Origin of the sequence: Bartonella mastomydis (assembly GCF_900185775.1) — a bacterium.
GTDB classification, from domain to species: domain Bacteria; phylum Pseudomonadota; class Alphaproteobacteria; order Rhizobiales; family Rhizobiaceae; genus Bartonella; species Bartonella elizabethae.
Genome location: NZ_LT883137.1, coordinates 392,627 through 412,126, shown reverse-complemented (window position 1 = coordinate 412,126; position 19,500 = coordinate 392,627). Strand labels below are relative to the sequence as shown.

16 protein-coding genes are annotated in these 19,500 nt (G+C 37.4%); 10 read left to right on the top strand and 6 right to left on the bottom strand.

The window, feature by feature from the left end:
• The first annotated feature begins 51 nt into the window (after positions 1-51).
• The 4 genes from mnmG to FJG96_RS02520 are packed head-to-tail and all read left to right on the top strand — an operon-like array spanning position 52 to position 4,307.
• Positions 52-1,920, top strand: a complete 1,869-nt coding sequence (gene mnmG / locus FJG96_RS02535) for a tRNA uridine-5-carboxymethylaminomethyl(34) synthesis enzyme MnmG (protein ID WP_139412597.1) — start codon at positions 52-54, stop codon at positions 1,918-1,920.
• Positions 1,920-2,561, top strand: a complete 642-nt coding sequence (gene rsmG, locus FJG96_RS02530; protein WP_139412596.1) for a 16S rRNA (guanine(527)-N(7))-methyltransferase RsmG — start codon at positions 1,920-1,922, stop codon at positions 2,559-2,561. Before mnmG ends, rsmG begins: the two co-directional genes overlap by 1 nt.
• A 13-nt stretch (positions 2,562-2,574) precedes the next feature.
• Positions 2,575-3,372 carry a ParA family protein gene (locus tag FJG96_RS02525; protein WP_139412595.1) on the top strand — a complete coding sequence of 266 codons (798 nt, stop codon included), beginning with the start codon at positions 2,575-2,577 and terminating at the stop codon, positions 3,370-3,372.
• A 38-nt stretch (positions 3,373-3,410) separates the two neighbouring features.
• Positions 3,411-4,307, top strand: coding sequence for a ParB/RepB/Spo0J family partition protein (locus FJG96_RS02520; protein WP_005774318.1), 897 nt, complete (start codon positions 3,411-3,413; stop codon positions 4,305-4,307).
• Between the two features lie 22 nt (positions 4,308-4,329).
• Here FJG96_RS02520 and FJG96_RS02515 read toward each other — a convergent pair whose 3' ends face one another.
• From FJG96_RS02515 to dapF, 6 genes are all read right to left on the bottom strand, one after another.
• Positions 4,330-4,797, bottom strand: a complete 468-nt coding sequence (locus tag FJG96_RS02515; protein WP_139412594.1) for a hypothetical protein — start codon at positions 4,795-4,797, stop codon at positions 4,330-4,332.
• Between the two features lie 1,084 nt (positions 4,798-5,881).
• Positions 5,882-6,643 carry a hydroxyacylglutathione hydrolase gene (gloB, locus tag FJG96_RS02505; protein WP_139412593.1) on the bottom strand — a complete coding sequence of 254 codons (762 nt, stop codon included), beginning with the start codon at positions 6,641-6,643 and terminating at the stop codon, positions 5,882-5,884.
• A 65-nt stretch (positions 6,644-6,708) separates the two neighbouring features.
• Positions 6,709-7,395 carry a septation protein A gene (locus FJG96_RS02500; RefSeq protein WP_139412592.1) on the bottom strand — a complete coding sequence of 229 codons (687 nt, stop codon included), beginning with the start codon at positions 7,393-7,395 and terminating at the stop codon, positions 6,709-6,711.
• Positions 7,392-8,648 (bottom strand): signal recognition particle-docking protein FtsY, encoded by a 1,257-nt coding sequence (gene ftsY / locus FJG96_RS02495; RefSeq protein ID WP_139412591.1) that lies wholly within the window; start codon positions 8,646-8,648, stop codon positions 7,392-7,394. The genes FJG96_RS02500 and ftsY overlap by 4 nt, the downstream gene beginning before the upstream one ends.
• Before the next feature lie 14 nt (positions 8,649-8,662).
• Positions 8,663-9,946 carry a tRNA (N(6)-L-threonylcarbamoyladenosine(37)-C(2))-methylthiotransferase MtaB gene (gene mtaB, locus FJG96_RS02490; protein WP_139412590.1) on the bottom strand — a complete coding sequence of 428 codons (1,284 nt, stop codon included), beginning with the start codon at positions 9,944-9,946 and terminating at the stop codon, positions 8,663-8,665.
• Entirely contained in the window at positions 9,946-10,797 is an 852-nt protein-coding gene (gene dapF / locus FJG96_RS02485) for a diaminopimelate epimerase (RefSeq protein WP_139412589.1), read from the bottom strand. The genes mtaB and dapF overlap by 1 nt, the downstream gene beginning before the upstream one ends.
• 224 nt (positions 10,798-11,021) lie before the next feature.
• Between dapF and FJG96_RS02480 the strand changes: the two genes are divergently transcribed.
• The 6 genes from FJG96_RS02480 (at position 11,022) to FJG96_RS02455 (ending at position 19,474) form a co-directional block, all read left to right on the top strand.
• Positions 11,022-11,567: an AprI/Inh family metalloprotease inhibitor gene (locus FJG96_RS02480; protein WP_139412588.1), complete on the top strand. Its 546-nt coding sequence runs from the start codon at positions 11,022-11,024 to the stop codon at positions 11,565-11,567.
• A gap of 98 nt (positions 11,568-11,665) precedes the next feature.
• Entirely contained in the window at positions 11,666-12,865 is a 1,200-nt protein-coding gene (zapE, locus tag FJG96_RS02475) for a cell division protein ZapE (protein WP_139412587.1), read from the top strand.
• Positions 12,866-13,153: 288 nt separating this feature from the next.
• A complete protein-coding gene (gene mdh, locus FJG96_RS02470) occupies positions 13,154-14,116 on the top strand; it encodes a malate dehydrogenase (protein ID WP_139412586.1) in 963 nt (320 codons plus the stop codon).
• Between the two features lie 91 nt (positions 14,117-14,207).
• On the top strand, positions 14,208-15,404 hold the full coding sequence (sucC, locus tag FJG96_RS02465) for an ADP-forming succinate--CoA ligase subunit beta (protein ID WP_139412585.1): 1,197 nt from the start codon (positions 14,208-14,210) through the stop codon (positions 15,402-15,404).
• A gap of 3 nt (positions 15,405-15,407) precedes the next feature.
• Positions 15,408-16,310: a succinate--CoA ligase subunit alpha gene (gene sucD / locus FJG96_RS02460; RefSeq protein WP_120121513.1), complete on the top strand. Its 903-nt coding sequence runs from the start codon at positions 15,408-15,410 to the stop codon at positions 16,308-16,310.
• A gap of 164 nt (positions 16,311-16,474) precedes the next feature.
• Positions 16,475-19,474, top strand: coding sequence for a 2-oxoglutarate dehydrogenase E1 component (locus FJG96_RS02455; protein WP_139412584.1), 3,000 nt, complete (start codon positions 16,475-16,477; stop codon positions 19,472-19,474).
• Positions 19,475-19,500: the final 26 nt, after the last annotated feature.

The following is a 19,500-nucleotide window of genomic DNA, read 5'->3' as shown; positions in this document are numbered from 1 at the left end:
ATATTCTGTTTCACGTGAAACCTTAGAATTATTCTCTCTGGAATGAATTAAATGCAATCATATGATGTTGTCATTGTTGGTGGTGGTCATGCTGGCTGTGAAGCAGCTTCAGCTTCAGCGCGTGTAGGAGCACATACAGCACTTGTGACACATAAAATATCGGCACTGGGAACAATGTCCTGTAATCCTGCTATTGGAGGACTTGGAAAAGGACATCTGGTTCGTGAAATAGATGCTTTAGATGGTCTTATGGGACGTGCAGCAGATGCTGCTGGAATTCAGTTTAGACTTCTTAACCGACGTAAGGGACCAGCCGTAAGAGGTCCACGGACACAAGCAGATCGACAACTCTATAAAGAAGCCATTCAAAAACTTTTAAAAGAGCAAGAAAATCTGACGCTCATTGAAGATGAAGTTATTGATTTGGTTTTAAAAAATCATTGTGTATCAGGTGTTGTTTTAAAAAAACAAGGAACAATTTTTTCTGGTGCTGTTGTTTTGACGACGGGAACATTTTTAAATGGTTTTATTCATATTGGTGATAAAACATGGGCTGCTGGCCGTATGGGGGATCCCTCAAGTGTGCAACTTGCTGATCGTTTGAAAAATTATTCTATAAAGCTTGGGCGATTAAAAACTGGAACTCCTGCGCGTCTGAGTAAAAAAACAATTGATTGGGATCGTCTTCCAAAACAACAAGCCGATGAAAATCCTGTTCCTTTTTCTCTTTTAACAGAGAAAATTGAACAGCCACAAATTGAATGTGCAATAACACGTACAAATGCGCAAACACATCAAATTATTCGTGATAATATTCATCGTTCTGCTTTATATTCTGGAAATATTGAAGGATTAGGACCCCGTTATTGTCCCTCAGTTGAAGATAAAATTGTTAAATTTGGGGAACGTGATGGACATCAGATTTTCCTAGAACCAGAAGGATTAAATGATGATACAGTTTATCCAAATGGTCTTTCTACTTCTCTTCCTGAAGATGTACAAATTTCCCTATTGAAAACCATTGAAGGATTGGAAAATTCTACAGTTTTACAACCTGGTTACGCTATTGAGTATGATTTTGTTAATCCACAACAATTAACGAGAGGCTTAGAATTACGCTCCTTACCAGGGTTGTTTTTAGCAGGACAAATTAATGGGACAACAGGATATGAGGAAGCAGCAGCACAGGGACTATTGGCTGGATTAAATGCGGCACGTAAAGTGGGTAAATTAGATGAAATACTTATAAGTCGTTCTACGGCTTATATTGGTGTTATGGTTGATGATTTAGTTTCACGCGGTGTTTATGAACCTTATAGAATGTTTACATCACGTGCTGAATTTCGTTTATCTTTACGATCTGATAATGCTGATACGCGTTTGACACCCTTGGCACAAGAATGGGGTATTGTCAGTAAAAACCGTTGGGATTGTTATCAGAAAAAGCAACAACGGCTTGATCAAGCACGATCAATATGCCAAAATCTCTTTTTAACACCGAATGAAGCTTCCGCTCATGGATTACATGTGAATCATGATGGAATTCGGCGTTCGGCTTATGATTTTCTTGCTTATCCTCATATGACTTTAGAGCGTCTGTCACATTTTTGGCCACAACTGCAAACAATTGATTCTAAAACAGTAGAATCTTTAGAAATTGAAGCACAATATGCGGTTTATTTAGATAAACAAGCACAAGATATTGCTTCTCTTCAGAGAGATGAACGTTTAGAAATTCCTTCATCTCTTGATATTCAGGCAATTTCAGGTCTTTCAAATGAGCTTAAATCAAAGATTCAAGAAATGTCGCCGCGTTCAATTGCCGATGCACAAAAAATTGATGGTATGACACCCGCCGCGTTATCCCTTATTATTACATATATTCAACGTCAACGACGTGAAAAGGCTAAAACAGCTTAATGGATTTTTCTACAGAACAAAAATATCAGCAACTATTAAATATAGTTCCTTCTGTTTCACGTGAAACGATGGAAAATTTAATTCAGTTTGAGTCTTTAATACTTCAATGGAATGCGCATATTAATTTGATATCTGCTGCAACAATACCAGATCTATGGACACGGCATATTTTAGATTCAGCACAAATTTTTCCTTTGTATCCTCATTCTTTACAGTGGTGTGATCTAGGATCAGGAGGAGGTTTTCCCGCAATTGTGATTGCTATTTTTTTGAAAGAAAAAAGAGAAGGACATATTAATCTTGTTGAAAGTAATGGAAAAAAAGTTGCTTTTTTGCGAACTGTTATTGCTCAACTCAATCTTCCTGCAACAGTTTATCATGCTAGAATTGAAAATGTATATCAAAAAATTCCCATATCAGATATTATAACGGCGCGAGGATTAGCGCCGCTCAATGTTCTTTTACCGCTTATTTTTCCTTTATTAACAGAAAAAACGATCGCTCTTTTGCAAAAAGGTCGGGATTACGCTACAGAAATAAAAAATGCCTCTGCCAATTGGCACTTTGATCTGTTAAAACATAAAAGTAAAGTTGATGAAAATTCTGTTATTTTAGAAATTTCTCATATTCGATCATATTAGAGGGTAAAGCAAAATGAGCGAAACAAGAATTATCGCTATTGCAAACCAAAAGGGTGGAGTCGGAAAAACAACCACAGCAATTAATCTTGCGACAGCTTTAGCGGCTATTGGTGAAAATGTCCTTATTATGGATGTTGATCCACAAGGTAATGCAAGTACAGGTTTAGGAATTGATCGTAATAGCCGTCCTTTGTCGTCTTATGATGTTCTGGTTTCAGGAGTTTCAATTACACAAGCGGCTTTAAAAACAGCTGTACCCAATCTTTATATTGTTCCTTCTACTCTTGATCTTTTAGGTGTAGAAATGGAAATTTCTTCATCACAAGACCGTATAAAACGCTTGCGTAAAGCTCTATACGATGATCCAGAAATGGAAAAAAAATTCAATTATATTTTAATTGATTGTCCACCATCACTTAATCTTCTGACACTGAATGCTATGGGCGCTGCAGATTCCGTTTTGGTTCCTATGCAATGTGAATTTTTAGCGCTTGAAGGTTTAAGTCAATTGCTTGAAACAGTAAAACAAGTGAGATCCGTTCTTAATCCATCCCTAGAAATTCAAGGTATTGTTCTCACCATGTATGATGGACGGAATAATCTTTCAAATCAAGTTGTTGAAGATGTACGCTCTTTTATGGGAGATAAAGTTTATCGTACTGTTATTCCACGAAATGTAAGAGTATCAGAAGCGCCCTCTTTTGGTAAACCTGTATTGCTTTATGATCTCAAATGTGCTGGGAGCCAAGCTTATTTGCGTCTAGCATCAGAAATGATTCAACGTGAAAAACAAGCACGCGCCGCTGCTTAGAAATATAAAAAATATTTAAAAGTTCAAAGAGAAAAATTATGAATGATGATCTCTCAAAAAAAAGACTAGGACGTGGATTAGCAGCATTGATTGGCGATATCAATTTAAACAACAATCTTGCACGTTCATCAAGTTTTGATAAATTAACCGAATCCAGTAGCATTTCCGAACGATTTGTTCCTCTTGAATCTATTTCGTGTAATCCTCATAATCCGCGGCGGCATTTTACTGAAACAGAGCTTGACAATTTGGCACAATCAATTCGTCAACATGGTGTGGTTCAGCCTGTTATTGTAAGACCTTTAAGAGATCATCCTCATCGGTTTGAATTAATCGCGGGTGAACGGCGTTGGCGTGCTGCACAACGTGCAAATTTAAGTCAATTGCCTGTTATCATTCGTGATGTCGATGATAAAACTGCTTTGGAATTGGCTATTATTGAAAATGTTCAGCGGGCTGATCTTAATCCTATTGAAGAAGCAAAAGGATATGAGATGCTCCTGAATGAACATGATTATACACAAGTCGATTTAGCGCACGTTATAGGAAAAAGTCGTAGTCATGTTGCTAATACGCTTCGTTTGTTAAAACTTCCAGAAAAAGTACAACAATTCTTGACGGATGGACAACTTTCTGCGGGACATGCGCGATGTCTTATAACCGTTGATAATCCACAAGAGTTAGCTGAAAAAATTATCCGTGAAGGGCTTTCGGTACGTCAAACAGAAATACTTGCCTATGAGCAAGCTAATCCTAAGACTAAAAAACGTACCACTGTGGAGAAGGATGCAGAAACAAAATCTTTAGAAAAATTACTTGCCGATGTTATTGGAATGAAGGTTATGATTCGTCACGGTAAAAAAGGTGGAGATTTAAAAATACATTATTCTTCACTAGAACAATTAGATGAAATTTGTCGTCGTTTACAAAGTTAATCGATTATTTTAAAAGAATTTTTTAACAATTCCCTTTTAAAATTTCGATTATTCTATACATATGTTTTTTAGCAAATTCTATATTACTTGAAGGTATAATTTTTGGGTTATAAATAGAATTTTCTTCGTTGGTAAGCACATTCAATGTTGCTTGAAGTGCTAGGAGAGCAACAACAAAATCTTTTGGTGTGAAATTATTTTCTCTTAAAATGTTTACGAGTTCTCGTTTACTAGAAATATAAGCGACATATCCTTCAATATGATCATTATCAGTGGTGAAATCACTTTTTGTATTTTTTGTTTCTGGCTCTGGAGGTAAATTTTTACATTCGTTTTCAATTTTTTCTAGCTTTAAAAGAAGATCTTCTGTTAAGGGATAATTTGCAATAAGAGGTGATATAAGAGAAGGATTATCTGTTTCTTGTTTCTTTTCTTGAGCATATGATATAAAGGGAAAAAGCAAAAGAAAGCACAATAAAAATTTAAACATGATTAAAGTTTATCCTTTCTTTTTTGAATTTTAATAAAGGCTTTTTCATCTATTGACCTTTATTTTTAGAAAAATCATTTATAAACATAACCAGAACACAAGGTAATTATTTTAAATGGTGAAAATATGCCCCTTATGAAGAATAGAACGCTACTGGATTGCTAATTTAAATATTTGTTTTAAAAAGATATTCTTCAACATTCCCAAGCACATTTTATGACGTTCTCATAAATGGTATAACGATAAAGCGTCGTGAATAATATAAAATTATAGGGTTCTAATCTTTGCTTTTATGAAGGAGCAAGCCATATCATCACGTATACTTTTCCAACACCCAAAAGTTTTCAATGGACGACAAAGTGCTTGGTACTTAAAATGATTCATAAAAGGTATTTTTATTGTAGAGTTTTACTCAATACAAGTCCGCCCCTTTGTACATTACAAGCGGATAGTTTTGGTCGACTCAACATGGGAGAGATTTTGAATAAGAGAATTTTGCGATATTCTTACTCCTTATTCAACCCGCAAAATAGAGAATTATCATTATAAAACAATATTTTGATCTATTATAGTAATGGAATGATATTTCTCGAATTTTCATAATTGATTAGTTTATCAAAATAAACTCTCCACAGCTTCCTAAATGAGTCGTTATTTTGTAATAAGCCCCTTTTAACAAATTTAAGATTATTGAGAAATATAATATTTTTCTCAGATGAATATTTCTTTTCGGATACCAATGCAAGAAGCATTCATATCCCTTTAAGTGTTAAGATTCCAGAAGAAAAATCTCTACGGGTGAGATTATTTTCTTTTAAAATACTCGCGAGTTTTGGTTTACTAGAAATATAGGCAGTGTAATTTTTAACACTAGAGTGGATACTGGAGTCATAAATGATAGACTTATTTTTTGTTTATGAAAGTAAATTCTTACATTCCTTTTCAGTTTTTTCCAGCTTTAAAAGAAAAGTTCCTATTAAAGGATAATTGCTGATGGCAAGTTATATAAAAAAGAATTATTAGTGTTTTTTTTCTAGAGCATATGATACAAAAGAAAAAAAGCACAGCGCAAGTTTAAACGTGGCTAAAAATTATCTTTTCTTTTTCGAATTTCGGCAAAAACTTCTTCATCTGTAGCATTCTTCATTGAAAGATTTTTTCTAATTGCTTGATCATCCCAACGAAGAAAGGGGTTTGTTGCTTTTTCCTGCCCTAAAGTGACTGGTAAAGTCATGGCATTTTTTGCGCGTAATGAAAAAACCTCTTCTGCTCGTTGTTGAAGTTTTTGATTATCTGGATCAAGTGTTAATGCAAAAAGAGCATTATTTTTTGTGTACTCATGTCCACAATAGAGAAGTGTTTCGTCAGGAAGCTCACGAAGTTTTTTTAAAGAGTTCAGCATTTGCGTTGCTGTTCCTTCAAATAAGCGTCCACAGCCTAGTGAAAAAAGTGTATCTCCGGCAAAGAGTAATTTTTTTTCAGGAAAATAATAGGATAGTGCTCCTAGGGTATGACCAGGTGTTGAGAGAGCTAAAAGTGTATGAGGGCCAAAGAAAAATTTTTCATCAGGTTTAAGTGTTTGATCAAGATGATTAATTTTTTCTTTTTCTGCTTCTGGTCCTATAACCATAGCGTTGTACACTTGTTTTAATTCTGCTACGGCTTCCACGTGATCATAATGATGGTGAGTCACAAAAATAGTGTGAAGTGTCCAATTACGACGCTTTAAAGCATTGTGAATGGCTTTGTTTTCAGGAACATCGATTGCAGCTGTCATACCACTTTTTTCATCATGAATGAGCACACCAAAATTATCCTCCCGACAGATAAACTGTTCAATCAACATACCTTTTCTCCTGAACAGTGTATCTGTCAATGAATACATAAAGTAATCTGTAATCGTGAATTTGTTTAAGAATTAGATTTATCCTCTTCTGTAAAAAGCCCTTGTGAGTGTTTTAATATAAGAGGCATTTGGGTAAGCATAAAGAGAATTGTTATAGGCATAACACCAAAAACTTTGAAACTCGTCCAAAAATTATCGCTAAAATTGCGCCAAATAATTTCATTCAAAAGGGCAAGAAAAGCGAAAAAAAATGCCCAACGATAGGTGAGTTTTTGCCAGCCTAAATCATCAAGTTTTAAGGTAGAGTCAAGAGCATAACGTAAAAGTGGTTTTTTAAAAAATATGCCGCCAAAAAGTATACAAGCAAATAAACTGTTAATGATTGTTGGTTTCATCTTTATGAAAGTTTCATTATGAAGCCAGAGCGTTAGAAAGCCAAAAACGAGAACAAATATTCCCGAAATAAGAGGCATAATAGGAATTTGTCTTGCAAGGATCCACGATAAGCTTAGAGAAATAATAATCGCTACCATAAAAATAGCTGTTGCAGGAAAAATGGGCTTACTAAAATTTTGAAAAAATTCAATGTTTTTTATCAACCATTCTCCCTTATAATTGGCAAAAAAGAAGGCGACCAATGGTCCCATTTCTAAGAGAAATTTAAATGTTGGTGAGAGAGGTGTTTTTTTATTGTTGTTCATATTTTTCTCAGAATTATTGTGTGAATTAGGGTTTGTTAAAGGTTGTTTCATACATGTTTTCCTACGATAGTTTCGGCAAAGTCAGAGGCAGAAAAGGGTTGAAGGTCTTCAATATTCTCTCCTACACCGATAAAATAAATGGGTAATTTATATTTTGCTGCGATCGCGACAAGAATTCCTCCGCGTGCAGTCCCATCTAGTTTTGTCATGACTAAACCATTAACACCGGCAATATCACGGAAAATCTCCACTTGGCTGAGTGCATTTTGTCCGGTGGTGGCATCAAGTGTTTGAAGGATTGTATGGGGCGCTTGGGGAGAGTGTTTTCTTAAAACACGAATAATTTTTGCCAACTCATCCATCAATTCAGATTTATTTTGTAAACGCCCCGCTGTATCAATAATTAATACATCACTGTTTGCTTTTTTTGCCTTCTCGAAAGCATCAAAAGCTAAGCTTGCGGCATCTGCACCCAATTTAGTTGAAATAACAGGAGAATCGGTACGTTTACCCCAAATATGCAATTGTTCAATCGCTGCGGCTCGGAAAGTATCACCTGCAGCAAGCATAACTTTTAGTCCCCCTTCAGTTAATTTAGCTGCAAGTTTTCCGATAGTTGTCGTTTTTCCAGTACCATTTACACCGACCAGTAAAATAACATGAGGCTTATGACTGAGATCAAGCTCTAATGGTATTGCTACAGGCTCCAAAACTTTTTTGATTTCATCAGCAACAATCATATGAATATCATCTGGGGAGAGATCTTTTTCATAACGACTGGAAGCTAAAGTATTTGTGATGCGTGTTGCCGTTTCTACACCAAGGTCAGCTTGAATAAGAATATCTTCGAGCTCTTGCAATGTTTCTTCATCAAGTTTTCTCTTAACAAAGAGGTCGCTAATTGATCCGCTTAGACGTTGTGAAGAAAGGGCTAAACCTTTTTTAAGGCGTCCAAACCACGCTGTCTTTTTTTGTTCAACAGAGGGTTCGGGTAAAGTTTCTTCACTCTTTTTTTCACGAATGGTGTTTGTGACAATAATTTTGCCATAAGGAGAAACTTTACCAGAATGGGGGACTTTATCAGAATGAAGTTCTACAGATGAGGGGAGGTCATCGTGTTTTATAGGTATTGATTTTTTACTTTTTATTTTTTCCTCTTTTTCTACCCCTATAGAGGCTTGGCTGTTTTTTATCCCTTCATTTTCTTCTATTATATCGCTTTTATCAGGAGCGGAAATTTGTTCACTTTCCTGCTCTTTGGATTTGGAATAAGAAAATATTTTTTTAATAAAAGATTTCGTCATAAGAGTTTTCCTGCTCAAGCAGCGTTTAATTTTGGAAGGACAGCAATTAATTTATTGCCATCATGGTCAATGATAAGAGCTTGAACAATTGTCCCTGCTTTTGCACCTTTAATTTGTACAAGAGTATAATCTTCTGTTCGTCCAATTTCATCTTTTTCAACGAGAATTGTTTGTTGGCTGTTTTGTAAATGAACAAGATGTTTTTGGTAGGCCTCTTCACCTGCCTTACGCAAGCTTTCAGCACGCATCTTAACTATTTTACGGTTGACTTGTGGCATTCGTGCGGCAGGTGTTCCTTCTCTTGGACTAAAGGGGAAAACATGAAGGTGGGTTAAATTACAATCTTTGATTAAAGCAAGACTGTTTTGAAACATCTCTTCTGTTTCCGTAGGAAAACCAGCTATTAAGTCGGCACCATAAACCATTGTAGGACGTTTGGAACGCAACTCTTGGCAAAATTGAATAGCATGTTCACGCAAATGACGACGTTTCATCCGTTTTAAAATCATATTATCGCCTGCTTGCAAGGATAAATGCAAATGGGGCATGATCCTTTTCTCATAGGCTAAAAGATTTATAAGTTCTTCGTCTGCTTCAATAGAATCAATAGAAGAGAGGCGTAATCGGGCCAAATCGGGGACATGATGTAAAATGGCTGATGTTAATTTTCCTAAAGTCGCTTTTCCAGGAAGATCGTGACCATAACTTGTAAGGTCAACACCTGTAAGGACAACTTCTTGAATCCCCTCGCCTGTAAGTTTTTTAATTTGCTCTATGACAGCACCCATGGGAACTGAACGAGATGGTCCACGTCCATAAGGAATAATGCAAAATGTACAGCGATGATCGCATCCATTTTGTACCTGTACAAAAGCGCGGGTGCGCTCTTGCATTGCACTGACCATATGGGGAGCAATTTTTTGCACTTCCATGATATCATTGATACGCACCTTTTCGGAATGATTAATACCAAAATCAGGAAGTTGACGATAAGAATGGGCGTGAAGTTTATCTTCGTTCCCTAAAACGAGATCAACTTCTGTCATTGAGGCAAAATTTTGTCCTTCTGTTTGGGCAGCACATCCTGTTACAATAATACGCGCATGAGGATTTTCACGTCGCGCTTTGCGGATAGCTTGTTTTGCTTGTCGTACGGCTTCGGCAGTGACAGCGCAGGTATTAAAAATAATAGCACCATCTTTGAGCTGGTCTAGACCTGAAGCAGTGCTTTCTTTGCGAATAATTTCCGATTCATAGCTATTGAGTCGACAACCGAAAGTTACAATTTCTATTGCCATCAAGAGTGATCCTTTTTATAGCACCCTGTTAAAGGATTTAAAAAACCACTAAATTGATATTTTATGGGTCCTGTCATAATAATGTGATTATCTTCTCGGTAAAAAATATTAAGTTTCCCCCCTAGTAAATTTACATCGATATGGCGCTGTGTCAAACCGCGTCGATAAGCGGCCACGGCACTGGCACACGCAGCACTCCCACATGCTTGTGTTAATCCCGCTCCTCGCTCCCATGTACGTAAATTTAGACTTTTCTTTGACGTTATGCAAGCTATGGAAATATTACACCGTTCTGGAAAAAGGGAATCATGTTCAAGTATTGGTCCGTATTTTTCTAATGGAATATGTTGAAGATCATTTTCAACAAAAAAGATAGCATGGAGATTGCCAACAGAGACAAGACAAGCATCTCTTAGGGGACCAGCTGTAATTTCTACGTGATTAGTATCAACTATTTCACGTGAAACAGGCATCTCTTTTGCATTGAAATTTGGGCATCCCATATCAACAGAAATGAGATTGTTGGCTTGGTATTTTCCTTCGATTAATCCAGCGGGGGTTTCTAAACGAAAATTTTCACCAAAATTGTGGTCTGTAAGCCATGCAATGACACAGCGGGTACCATTGCCACAAGCTTTAGCCTTTGAACCATCAGCATTCCATATTTCGATGCGGAAGTCGGCTTCGTTCTGAGTTGGAGTGTGGATAGCCATGATTTGATCAAAATGCATTTCAGGATCTGCCGATAAAGCAAGGATTGCTTGTGGTGTAAGAGCCTGTGTGCTTTCGCGCATATCAGCAACAATAATTTGATTTCCAAGACCATCCATTTTGCTAAATGGCGTTTTCATGAAATTTCTCTATTCTAAAGATTACTTATCAAGGGATATATGACTAAAAATCTTATAAATTTCTAGTGTTTAATCAATATAAACCTAGGTACATAAGTTATTTCGTTTAAAATAAGGAATTTTAATCCTGTTTTTTTTAATTTGTTAATTTATCTTTGTAATTATAAAAAATATTCACTTAATTTTTTGTGAACTTATTTATTGTCATGGGAGAGAGTACAGATATGTCGTTTTCAAAAATTTCGTTTTTCGTTGCAATGTCAACTGTAATGCTTTTAGGGGGATGTTCAATAACGCGGTTTGACAGTAATGATAATAGTAACGCATTAGAAGTTTTTTATCCATCTCAACAAATGACAACCTTAGAAGTATCTGATCTATCGTCTGCTTCTTCGTCGGTATCTGAAGCTGCAAACGCTTCGATGTATGAGAAAGGAGATTCTCAGAGCGATGGACGAATGGCGAGTCTCGAATTACCAAGCAATGCCACTGATTTGTTTCCTGCAAGTATTGCTGGGGTATGGAATCTTTCTATGGGGGGTAAAGTTTGTCGGATTGCAACGCCACAAACAAAGTTTGGACAAGGGTACCGAGCTGGTCCTTTACACTGTCCAGGAATTGTTTCCCAAGTAAGATCGTGGGCTGTTAAAGGAAAAAGATTATATTTTTATAATAATTATGGACGTGTTATCGTTGCTCTTTATTCTTCAAATGTTGATCGTTTTGAGGGACGTACACTTGATGATCATCCCGTTGTTTTAAGCCGTTAAATCATTTTTGACCGTTTATGAAAAAATAAGCTATAGAGGCAGATTCGTGAAAAGAATTTGTATTTTTCATTGAAAACGGTTGGAAAAAGGTTGTTTGGATGATTCTCGTTTCAACACGCTATAAGGAGCTGGTCTCTAAAGGGGAGGTCCGTTTTGATCCAGCTCAATTGGCTGTAACAGAGCACTTTGATCATTTATTAAAAAAAATTTCGGAACGAAGTGCTTCTCGTCCTTGGTCTTGGCTATTTTGGTCTTTTTTAAAAAGAATATTTAAAAGGAAAAGACAAAATGTTGATCATATTGTAAAACAAGGGGATGAAAATGGTTCTTTTCAGGGATTATATATTTATGGTGAAGTAGGACGAGGCAAAACCATGCTGATGGATTTGTTCTTTTCTTGTTTGCCTCAGAGTGATAAAAAACGCGCTCATTTTAATGATTTTATGGCCGATGTGCATGAGCGTATTAATTTTTATCGTCAAGCATCTGGGCGTGCAAAATCTAAACGGGATAATCCTATTTTAGCTGTTGCTGAAGATCTTGCACAAGAAGCAAAGGTACTTTGTTTTGATGAGTTTAGTGTAACAGATATTGCTGATGCTATGGTGTTGGGGCGGCTTATTTCTGCTTTGTTTGATAAGCGAATTTTCTTTATTGCAACTTCAAATGTGGCGCCGAACAACCTTTATTATAACGGTTTAAATCGTGAACTCTTTTTGCCTTTTATTGAAGTTTTGAAAGCATATGTTCGTGTTGTTAATCTTGATGCAAAAACAGATTATCGTCTTGAAAAATCAAATCTACAGCCTGTGTATGTAACGCCATTAGGGAAAAAAGCAGATGAATGTATGGATCAAGCATGGGCACGTGTGTTGCAAGGACATAAAGAAAGATCTGATGAGCTTTCTATCAGAGGGCGCCTTATTCCTATTCCACGTTTTTCTTCTGGTTGTGCGCGCTTTGATTATCGAGACTTGTGTGCAAAACCTTTGGCTGCAGCTGAGTATTTGGTATTAGGGGAGCGCTATCATACGATTTTTATCGATAATGTACCGATCATGGATGATACATGTCGCAATGAAACAAAACGGTTTATTTTGCTTATTGATATTCTTTATGAGCGCCACATTCGATTATTTATGTCGGCAGCAGCAGGAGTGGAGGATTTGTATAAGGGGCATGCTCAGACTGCAGAAACATTTGAATTTCAAAGAACACAGTCACGTCTTTTTGAAATGCAAAGCTATGATTATTTGAAGCTTTGGGAAGAACATTTTCTTTTGAAGAAGAAGCTTTGATTATACTTTTACCTTTACGTAAACTGTAAAAACAATAACTCTTTGAAATTAAAGAAATGTAATAATTCTGTTGTATTTTTTTTAAATTCACTTTATCGATACATCATGATAATTTTCTAATAGTTGTTTGTGCGGAGGGTTGTTGTTTCTGTAAGGAGAGAAATTTGTAAATTTCATTTCTTTACTGCTTTTTATGATATTGTTTAAATGTGGTGTAAGTCAAAAATTTTCAGTATATGGGCGCTGATGAGTGTGCGCTGAATGATCTAAAAGTTAGGAAAAAATAAAATGGTACGAAAAAAGATAGCTCTCATTGGTTCAGGTATGATTGGGGGTACTTTAGCACATATTATTGGGTTAAAAGAGCTTGGTGATGTTGTCTTATTTGATATTGCAGAAGGTATGCCACAGGGTAAAGCTCTTGATATTGCTGAATCTTCTCCCGTTGATGGTTTTGATATTAATTTAAAAGGTGCAAATGCTTATGAAGCAATTGAAGGGTCTGATGTTGTTATTGTAACAGCAGGCGTTGCACGTAAACCTGGTATGAGCCGTGACGACCTTTTGGCTATTAATTTGAAAGTCATGGAACAAGTCGGTGCTGGGATTAAAAGATATGCGCCTTCAGCTTTTGTTATTTGTATTACAAATCCCCTTGATGCAATGGTATGGGCATTGCAAAAATTTTCAGGTCTTCCCGTCCATAAAGTGGTTGGTATGGCTGGTATTCTGGATTCAGCGCGGTTTCGTTATTTTTTATCTGAAGAATTTAAAGTCTCTGTTAAAGATGTGACAGCATTTGTTTTAGGTGGGCATGGTGATTCAATGGTGCCTTTGGTGCGTTATTCAACAGTTGGTGGTATTTCTTTGCCTGATCTTGTTAAAATGGGTTGGACAACACAGGAAAGGATTGATCAAATTATTCAACGGACCCGTGATGGTGGTGCAGAAGTTATTCGTTTATTAAAAACAGGCTCTGCTTATTATGCACCCGCTGCTTCTGCTGTTTCCATGGCTGAAGCTTATTTAAAAGACACTAAGCGTGTTGTGCCCGTTGCAGCCTATCTTTCAGGGGAATATGGGGTGAGTGATACCTATGTTGGTGTTCCCGTTGTGCTTGGTGCAGGTGGTGTTGAAAGGGTCATTGAAATTGAGCTTGATAAAGAGGAAAGAGAGGCTTTTGATTATTCCGTAAATGCGGTTAAAAAGCTTTGTGAAGCTTGTATTGCTCTTGTGCCTAGTCTGAAGTAAATAAAATAAGATTTCGTTCATTAAAATAAAGTATTTTAGAATATTAGAACTTTAGGATTAATAATAATTCATAAAAGAAAAGGACAAATGCATGAATATCCATGAGTATCAGGCCAAACGTCTGCTTCATGAATATGGGGCACCCATTGCAAATGGTGTTGCTGTTTATTCTGTAGAGCAAGCTGAAAAATGGGCAAAAAAATTGCCCGGACCTCTCTATGTGGTTAAAAGTCAGATACACGCTGGTGGTCGTGGTAAGGGTAAGTTTAAAGAACTTGGTTCTGATGCAAAGGGTGGTGTTCGGCTTGCACATTCTGTTGAAGAAGTTGTTGCAAATGTTCAAGAAATGCTTGGGAAAACTTTGGTAACCAAACAAACTGGTCCAGAAGGTAAACAGGTCAATCGTCTTTACATTGAAGATGGCGCCGATATTGAACGCGAGCTTTATCTTTCGCTTTTGGTTGATCGTAGCGTTGATCGGATCGCCTTTGTTGTTTCAACAGAAGGTGGAATGGATATTGAAACAGTTGCTGAAGAAACACCAGAAAAAATCTTCACTCTGCCCATTGATGCTACGCAAGGTGTTACCTCAGCTGATTGTGCAAGACTGTGTGATGCATTGGGATTGCGCGATAGTGCGCGAGAGGATGGTGAAAAGCTTTTTCCAATTCTCTATAAAGCATTTTGTGAAAAAGATATGAGCCTTTTAGAAATTAATCCGCTTATTGTGATGAAAGATGGTCACTTGCGCGTCTTGGATGCAAAAGTTTCTTTTGATAATAATGCTTTGTTTCGTCATCCAGATATTTTAGAATTGCGCGATCTTTCAGAAGAAGATCCAAAAGAAATCGAGGCCTCAAAGCACGATCTTGCTTATGTTGCTCTTGAAGGCACAATTGGTTGTATGGTCAATGGTGCGGGTCTTGCAATGGCAACCATGGATATCATTAAGCTTTATGGCGCTGAACCGGCAAATTTTTTGGATGTTGGGGGTGGTGCATCAAAAGAAAAGGTGACAGCTGCTTTTAAAATTATTACAGCTGATCCAAATGTTAAGGGCATTTTGGTTAACATTTTTGGTGGTATTATGCGTTGTGATGTTATTGCTGAAGGTGTGGTTGCTGCTGTGCGTGAAGTTGGTTTAAAGGTTCCCTTAGTTGTTCGTCTTGAAGGTACGAATGTTGAGCAGGGTAAAGCAATTATCAAGGACAGTGGTTTGAATGTTATTCCCGCTGATGATTTAGATGATGCTGCTCAAAAAATTGTTGCAGCCGTGAAGGGAGCTTAAGTTATGTCGATTCTTGTGAATAAAGAGACGAAAGTTCTTGTTCAAGGGCTTACAGGAAAAACAGGAACATTTCATACAGAACAGGCACTTGCTTATCATGGTACGCAAATGGTTGGTGGTGTTAATCCTAAAAAAGGTGGAGAAACATGGGAAGGTTCAAAAGGTGAGACTCTTCCTATCTTTGCTAGTGTTGCAGAAGCAAAAGAAAAAACAGGCGCGGATGCTTCCGTTATTTATGTTCCTCCTGCAGGAGCAGCGGCAGCTATTATAGAAGCGATTGAAGCTGAAGTTCGTTTAATTATCTGTATTACAGAAGGTATTCCCGTTATGGATATGGTCAAGGTAAAGGCGCGATTAGAAAATTCAAAATCTCGTCTTATTGGTCCTAATTGTCCTGGTATTCTCACGCCAAACGAATGTAAAATTGGTATTATGCCTGGTTCTATTTTTAGAAAAGGCTCTGTGGGGGTTGTTTCACGGTCGGGAACATTAACTTATGAAGCTGTTTTTCAAACGAGTCAGGAAGGTCTTGGACAAACAACCGCTATAGGAATTGGGGGCGATCCTGTTAAGGGGACTGAATTTATTGATGTGTTGGAAATGTTTTTAGCGGATGATGAAACCCAGTCTATTGTGATGATTGGTGAAATTGGGGGATCTGCTGAAGAAGAAGCAGCACAGTTTTTACAAGATGAAGCAAGAAAAGGTCGTAAAAAGCCCGTTGTTGGCTTTATTGCTGGTCGTACGGCTCCTCCAGGACGTACAATGGGGCATGCTGGTGCTGTTATTTCTGGTGGTAAAGGTGGAGCAGAAGATAAAATTGCGGCAATGGAATCAGCAGGAATTCGTGTATCTCCTTCGCCATCACAGATAGGTAAGACTTTAATGTCAGTTTTGAAAGGCTAAAAGAAAATTTCACCTGAATTAAGAGTATTTTCTTAATTCAGGTGAAAAAACTTGAGTATAAATAGGTAAAACTTTTTTGAATATTCGACCCCTCATTTGCTTTGTGAGCGTTTAAGGGGTGAAAAGAGATGTAAGGAGACGGAATAGATGTTCCGGAGAGGTATATGGCAAGGCAGGACGAGATAAATAGTCTTTTTGCACAGACGTCATTTCTTTATGGTGGGAATGCGGATTATATAGATCAACTTTATGCTCAGTATGAAAAAGATCCTACCAGTGTTGATTCACAATGGCGTGCTTTTTTTGAAGGCCTTCATGATAACAAAGAAGATGTTCTCAAAAATGCCGAAGGAGCAACATGGCAGCGTGATCATTGGCCATTAAAGCCAGATGGTGAGTTGGTTTCTGCTCTTGATGGTGATTGGTCTTCTCTTGAAAAATATCTTGGTGATAAATTAAAAGAAAAAGCAGCAACAGGGACTGCTCAAAATAGAAAATCTTCCAGTGAACAAGATATTATTCGCGCAACACGTGATTCTGTTCATGCCATTATGATGATTCGTGCGTTTCGAGCTCGGGGGCATCTTCGTGCAAAGCTTGATCCTCTTCAATTGGCGGAAAAACTGGAAGATTATAAAGAACTTTCTCCGGAAGCTTATGGTTTTACTCCTGCTGATTATGAGCGTCCCATTTTTATTGATAATGTTTTAGGATTAGAATATGCAACTATTCCGCAAATGCTTGAAATTCTCAATCGTACCTATTGTTCAACAATCGGTGTGGAATATATGCATGTTTCGGATCCAGTCCAGAAAGCATGGCTTCAAGAGCGTATTGAAGGGCGAGATAAAAAAATTGCTTTCACACAGCAAGACAAGAAAGCTATCCTGAATAAGCTTATTGAAGCAGAAGGATTCGAACAGTTTTTAGACACGAAATATAAAGGGACAAAACGTTTTGGACTTGATGGTGGTGAAGCGCTGATTCCTGCTCTTGAACAAATTATTAAATGCGGTAGTGCTTTAGGCGTTCAGGAAGTTATTTTAGGAATGGCCCATCGTGGTCGTTTAAATGTTCTTTCACAAGTTCTCGCTAAGCCGCATAGAGCCATCTTTCATGAATTCAAAGGAGGATCTTATAAGCCAGATGATGTAGAGGGATCAGGTGATGTTAAATATCATTTAGGAACGACGGCTGATTTAGACTTTGATGGAAATAAAGTTCATTTATCGCTTGTGGCTAATCCTTCTCATCTTGAGATTGTTGATCCGGTTGTTATGGGAAAAGCACGTGCTAAACAAGATCAACTTGTCGGTCCCACACACACTGATTCACTCCCATTAAGTGAGCGCTCAAAAGTGTTGCCATTGCTTATTCATGGTGATGCTGCTTTTGCAGGCCAAGGCGTTATCCAAGAAACTTTCGGTCTTTCAGGTCTTAAAGGTTATCGTGTTGCAGGTTCACTTCATGTGATTATTAATAATCAGATTGGTTTTACAACAGCGCCACGTTTTTCACGTTCTTCGCCTTATCCATCTGATGTTGCAAAAATGATTGATGCTCCCATTTTTCATGTGAATGGTGATGATCCTGAAGCTGTTGTTTTTGTTGCTAAAATAGCAATGGAGTTTCGTCAAATTTTCCATAAACCGGTAGTTATTGATATGTTTTGTTATCGCCGTTATGGACATAATGAAGGCGATGAACCTTCCTTTACGCAGCCACTTATGTATAAAGCAATTCGTAATCATAAAACAACTCTTCAGCTTTATAGTGATCAATTGATCGCAGAAGGGGTGGTTTCTTTAGAAGAGATTGAGCAACAAAAAAAATTATGGCGTGATAAACTTGAAGGTGAGTTTGAAGCAAGTGCTTCTTATAAGCCTAATAAGGCTGATTGGCTTGATGGAAGCTGGACGGGACTCAAAGCTTTTAGTAATGCTGATGAGCAACATTCTAGAACAACGGGTGTTGAATTAAAGACTTTAAAGGAAATTGGTCAGAAACTTGTCGAAGTTCCAGAAAATTTTCATGTTCATAAAACGATACAGCGTTTTTTAAATAATCGTGCTAAAATTTTCGAAACTGGTGAGGGCGTTGACTGGGCAACCGCTGAGGCTCTCGCTTTTGGTTCACTTTGTTTAGAAGGAGCACCGGTTCGTCTTTCGGGTGAAGATGTTGAACGGGGAACCTTTTCACAGCGTCATTCAGTTCTTTATGACCAAGAAAATGAAGCGCGTTATATTCCTTTGAATCATTTACAAAAGGGGCAAGCATTTTATGAAGTTGTTAATTCTATGCTTTCTGAAGAAGCTGTTCTTGGTTTTGAATATGGATATTCTCTTGCTGAACCACGAGGATTAATACTTTGGGAAGCACAATTTGGTGACTTCTCTAATGGTGCACAGGTCATTTTTGATCAATTTATTTCATCTGCAGAGCGTAAATGGCTTCGTATGTCTGGTCTTGTATGCTTATTGCCTCATGGTTTTGAAGGACAAGGACCAGAGCATTCTTCTGCACGTTTGGAGCGGTTTCTTCAGCTTTGTGCGGAAGATAATATGCAGGTTGCTAATTGTACAACTCCTGCAAATTATTTTCATATTTTGCGTCGACAAATTAAGCGCGATTTCCGTAAGCCATTGATTCTAATGACACCTAAATCGCTTTTGCGCCATAAGCGGGCTGTTTCTCTTCTCAATGAAATGGGACCAGAAACGAGTTTCTCTCGTGTATTGCTTGATGATGCAGAATGTCTCAAAGATTCTGTTGTGAAGTTGCAAAAAGATAATAAAATTCGCCGTGTCGTTCTTTGTACAGGAAAGGTTTATTACGACCTTTATGAAGAACGTGAAAAAAAGGGTATCGATGATGTTTATCTCCTTCGTGTTGAACAGTTGTATCCTTTCCCTGCAAAAGTTTTGGTGAATGTGTTATCGCGCTTTTTGCAGGCAGAAGTTTTTTGGTGCCAAGAAGAGCCAAAAAACATGGGGGCTTGGTCATTTATTGAGCCTTATTTGGAATGGGTTTTGACGCATATTAATGCGCAATATTCACGTGCTCGTTATGCAGGACGTCCGGCGAGTGCATCACCGGCCTCTGGGTTAATGGTGAAACACCTTGAACAACTGGCTGCGTTTCTCAAAGACGCGTTAGGTTCTTAATTTATTACTACTCTGATGTATGGAAA

Bases quoted from the DNA above. Each gene is read 5' to 3' on its own strand.
- mnmG (WP_139412597.1), top strand. From the start codon at position 52: ATGCAATCATATGATGTTGTCATTGTTGGTGGTGGTCATGCTGGCTGT.
- rsmG (WP_139412596.1), top strand. From the start codon at position 1,920: ATGGATTTTTCTACAGAACAAAAATATCAGCAACTATTAAATATAGTT.
- FJG96_RS02525 (WP_139412595.1), top strand. From the start codon at position 2,575: ATGAGCGAAACAAGAATTATCGCTATTGCAAACCAAAAGGGTGGAGTC.
- FJG96_RS02520 (WP_005774318.1), top strand. From the start codon at position 3,411: ATGAATGATGATCTCTCAAAAAAAAGACTAGGACGTGGATTAGCAGCA.
- FJG96_RS02515 (WP_139412594.1), bottom strand. From the start codon at position 4,797: ATGTTTAAATTTTTATTGTGCTTTCTTTTGCTTTTTCCCTTTATATCA.
- gloB (WP_139412593.1), bottom strand. From the start codon at position 6,643: ATGTTGATTGAACAGTTTATCTGTCGGGAGGATAATTTTGGTGTGCTC.
- FJG96_RS02500 (WP_139412592.1), bottom strand. From the start codon at position 7,395: ATGAAACAACCTTTAACAAACCCTAATTCACACAATAATTCTGAGAAA.
- ftsY (WP_139412591.1), bottom strand. From the start codon at position 8,648: ATGACGAAATCTTTTATTAAAAAAATATTTTCTTATTCCAAATCCAAA.
- mtaB (WP_139412590.1), bottom strand. From the start codon at position 9,946: ATGGCAATAGAAATTGTAACTTTCGGTTGTCGACTCAATAGCTATGAA.
- dapF (WP_139412589.1), bottom strand. From the start codon at position 10,797: ATGAAAACGCCATTTAGCAAAATGGATGGTCTTGGAAATCAAATTATT.
- FJG96_RS02480 (WP_139412588.1), top strand. From the start codon at position 11,022: ATGTCGTTTTCAAAAATTTCGTTTTTCGTTGCAATGTCAACTGTAATG.
- zapE (WP_139412587.1), top strand. From the start codon at position 11,666: ATGATTCTCGTTTCAACACGCTATAAGGAGCTGGTCTCTAAAGGGGAG.
- mdh (WP_139412586.1), top strand. From the start codon at position 13,154: ATGGTACGAAAAAAGATAGCTCTCATTGGTTCAGGTATGATTGGGGGT.
- sucC (WP_139412585.1), top strand. From the start codon at position 14,208: ATGAATATCCATGAGTATCAGGCCAAACGTCTGCTTCATGAATATGGG.
- sucD (WP_120121513.1), top strand. From the start codon at position 15,408: ATGTCGATTCTTGTGAATAAAGAGACGAAAGTTCTTGTTCAAGGGCTT.
- FJG96_RS02455 (WP_139412584.1), top strand. From the start codon at position 16,475: ATGGCAAGGCAGGACGAGATAAATAGTCTTTTTGCACAGACGTCATTT.